This is a genomic window from Nocardioides sp. (assembly GCF_035703625.1).
GTDB lineage: Bacteria > Actinomycetota > Actinomycetes > Propionibacteriales > Nocardioidaceae > Nocardioides.
Window position 1 is genome coordinate 1 of the sequence record NZ_DASSXS010000228.1, and the last position, 2997, is coordinate 2997.

General features: G+C 74.7%; 3 protein-coding genes. 1 reads left to right on the plus strand and 2 read right to left on the minus strand.

Annotated elements, in window-relative coordinates; all coding sequences use genetic code 11:
- On the minus strand, window positions 1-254 hold a 254-nt coding region (locus VFN12_RS11705), incomplete at its 3' end, for a hypothetical protein (RefSeq protein ID WP_325118864.1).
- Between the two features lie 104 nt (window positions 255-358).
- On the opposite strand from VFN12_RS11705, the gene VFN12_RS11710 reads away from it, so the two are divergent.
- Window positions 359-1201, plus strand: a complete 843-nt coding sequence (locus VFN12_RS11710; RefSeq protein ID WP_325118865.1) for a patatin-like phospholipase family protein — start codon at window positions 359-361, stop codon at window positions 1199-1201.
- Window positions 1202-1205: 4 nt separating this feature from the next.
- Here VFN12_RS11710 and VFN12_RS11715 read toward each other — a convergent pair.
- A partial coding sequence (locus VFN12_RS11715) for a copper-translocating P-type ATPase (protein WP_325118867.1) occupies window positions 1206-2997 on the minus strand: 1792 nt, incomplete at its 5' end.

The window sequence follows — 2997 nt, forward strand, 5'->3', positions numbered from 1 at the left end:
AGAGGCGCCAGGACGCGTCCGGCGACGTCGGGCCGGCTGGTCGTGGCCACGCCGACGACGCCGAGGACCGCCCCGAGGGCAGCCGTGCCGGCCGATGCCGCGTGCATCAGCGAGAACGGCACCGCGAACAGCGAGACCAGGCCCAGGACGAAGGCGAGCTCGGCGGCGGCCGAGGTGTGGACAGGGCGGTCCGGCGAGGCGTCGAAGAGCCCGGCCAGGGTGTCGTCCTCGGTGGGGAAGGAGTGGGCGGACATGGGCCGATTCTAGGCTCGCGCGCCGGCTCGGCCCGGGAGCGGCGCGTAGCCCAGGTGGGCCATTTCCGTCGCCCCGCACCCGGCCGATGGCTAGATTCGAGCCCATGACGCGGACGGCGCTGGTACTCGGGGGTGGCGGCGTCACCGGCATCGCCTGGGAGCTCGGGATCCTGACCGGTCTCGCCGACGCCGGGGTGGACGTGACCGGCGCCGACACCGTCATCGGAACGTCGGCCGGGTCGGTGGTCGGCGCGCAGGTCACGGGTTCGCGGTCGCTGGACGACGTCTACTCCAGCCAGCTCGATCCGCCGGACCACGAGATCGGCGCCCGGGTCGGCCGGACGACGATGCTCCGGCTGGTCCCGCCGATGGTGCTGCCGGGCAGCGAGCAGCGCAAGCTGCGCCGGATCGGCCGCATGTCCATGCGGGCCCACCCGCCGGGCGGCGAGGAGCGGATCGAGGTGATCCGCTCCCGGCTCGGCGAGACGCGGTGGCCCGAGCGCGACCTGCGGATCACCGCCTTCGAGGCGGAGACCGGGCAGTTCGTGATCTTCGACCGCACCAGCGGGGTGGACCTCGTGCACGCGGTGGCCGCCAGCTGCGCCGTACCGCTCGTGTGGCCCGCGGTCGCGGTCGACGGCCGGCACTACCTCGACGGCGGTCTTCGCTCGACCGCCAACGTCGATCTCGCTCTCGGCGCCGACGTGGTGGTCGTGCTCGCCCCGCTGCCTCGGTCGTTCAGCAGGGCGACGTCGATCCAGGCCCAGCTGGCCCGCACCGGCGCGCGGGCCGGCGTCGTCATCACCCCGGACGAACGGGCTCTGGTCGACATCGGCCGCAACGTGCTCGACCCGGCGAAGCGGGCGGTCGCGGCCCGCAGCGGGCGGCGGCAGGCGGCCGACCTCGTCGAGGAGGTACGACGCGCCTGGCCCACCGGCCAGGGATGAAGCCTCAGGAGGCGAGCGCCCGGAAGCGGCGCAGCCGCAGGCTGTTGCTGACGACGAAGACCGACGACAGTGCCATCGCGGCCCCGGCCAGCATCGGGTTGAGCAGTCCGGCCGCGGCGAGCGGGAGCGCGGCGACGTTGTAGGCGAACGCCCAGAACAGGTTTCCCTTGATCGTGGTCAGGGTGCGGCGGGACAGCCGGATCGCGTCGGCCGCGACCCGCAGGTCGCCACGGACCAGGGTCAGGTCGCCGGCCTCGATCGCGACGTCGCTGCCGGTGCCCATGGCCAGACCCAGGTCGGCTTGCGCGAGAGCTGCGGCGTCGTTGACGCCGTCGCCCACCATGGCCACGACCCGGCCCTCGGCCTGGAGCCGCTTGACGACGTCGACCTTGTCGGCCGGGAGTACGTCGGCGATGACCGCCTCGGCCCCGATCCCGACCTCCGCGGCGACCGTCCGTGCCACGGCCTCGTGGTCTCCGGTCAGCAGGACGGGCGACAGGCCGAGCTCGCGGAGCTGCGCAATGGCCTGGGCCGACGTCGGCTTCACCGCGTCGGCGACGACGAGGACCCCGCGGGCCCGCCCCTCCCAGCCGACGGCGACGGCGGTGGCCCCGGTGGCCTGGGCGTCGGCCAGCGCCCGGTCGAGCTCGGGCGGGAGGTGCTGCGACCGCTCGCCGAGCAGCCGCGGGCGGCCGACCAGCAGGGCGCGGACGGTGTCACCGTCGACGACCTCGCCCTGGACGCCGAGGCCCTCGAGGTTGGTGAACTGCCGCACGGCCGGGACCTGGCCGAGCCGGGCTCGCGCGCCGTCGGCGACCGCCCGGGCGATCGGGTGCTCGGAGGCGTCCTCGACCGCCCCGGCCAGACGCAGCACCTCGTCCTCGTCCTCGCCGTCGGCGGCGACGACCGACCGCAGGGTCATCTCGCCGGTGGTCACGGTCCCCGTCTTGTCGAGCACGATCGTGTCGACCCGGCGGGTCGACTCGAGCACCTCGGGCCCCTTGATCAGGATGCCCAGCTGGGCGCCGCGACCCGTGCCGACCATCAGGGCGGTCGGCGTGGCCAGCCCGAGGGCACACGGGCAGGCGATGATCAGCACCGCGACGGCGGCGGTGAACGCGGCCGGCAGCCCTGCATCCGCACCGATCCAGAACCCGAGCGTGGCGGCCGACAGCGCGATCACGATCGGGACGAACACCCCCGACACCCGGTCGGCGAGGCGCTGCACCTGCGCCTTGCCGTTCTGTGCGTCCTCCACCAGGCGCGCCATCCGGGCGAGCTGGGTGTCGGCCCCGACCCGGGTGGCGCGGACGACGAGGCGGCCGCCCGCGTTGACGGTGGCCCCGACGACCGGGTCGCCGACCCCGACCTCGACCGGCACGGACTCCCCGGTCAGCATCGAGGCGTCGACCGCCGAGGCGCCCTCCTCGACGACCCCGTCGGTGGCGACCTTCTCGCCGGGGCGGACGACGAACCGCATCCCGACGGCCAGCTGGTCGGCGGGCACCCTGACCTCGACGCCGTCGCGGAGGACCGACACCTCCTTCGCACCGAGCTCGAGCAGCGCCCGCAGCGCGGCCCCGGCCCGGCGCTTGGAGCGGGCCTCGAAGTAGCGGCCGGCGAGGAGGAACGTCGTCACGCCGGCGGCCGCCTCCAGGTAGATGTTGCCCGCGCCATCGGTGCGCTGGACGGTCAGCTCGAAGGGATGGGTCATGCCCGGGATGCCGGCGGTGCCCCAGAAGAGCGCGTAGAGCGACCAGCCGAAGGCCGCGAGGACCCCCATCGAGATCAGGGTG

Bases quoted from the DNA above. Each gene is read 5' to 3' on its own strand.
- VFN12_RS11710 (WP_325118865.1), top strand. From the start codon at position 359: ATGACGCGGACGGCGCTGGTACTCGGGGGTGGCGGCGTCACCGGCATC.